We start from the raw sequence: 303 nt of genomic DNA, 5'->3' as shown, positions 1-303 counted from the left end.
GAATGGTGTCGTACGACCGTTGTCGACGGTCGTGACACGCTGGGCCGGGCGGGTCCGCGCACCCGCCCGGCCGCACCCCGCGAGGGCGGTGCGCCACACCGGTCGCGGGGCGGGTCGGCCCAGCCTGCGCCCCCGCCACCTAGGGGCACCCGTAGGGGCACGCTAGGGGTTGTGACCGCCGTCCGGCGACAATTACCTTTCGTCCGGCGCGTAAGACCTGGTGGGGGGCTGAAACGCCATTTTGTCTGGCAATTCGTGGTCGGCTGAATGGGTTTGGATCTTCGCGGCTTGTGGCGTCCGTGG

Source organism: Micromonospora chalcea, from assembly GCF_028768405.1.
GTDB lineage: Bacteria > Actinomycetota > Actinomycetes > Mycobacteriales > Micromonosporaceae > Micromonospora > Micromonospora chalcea.
The sequence above is the reverse complement of the archived record's forward strand: the minus strand, read 5'-3'. Positions refer to the sequence as shown.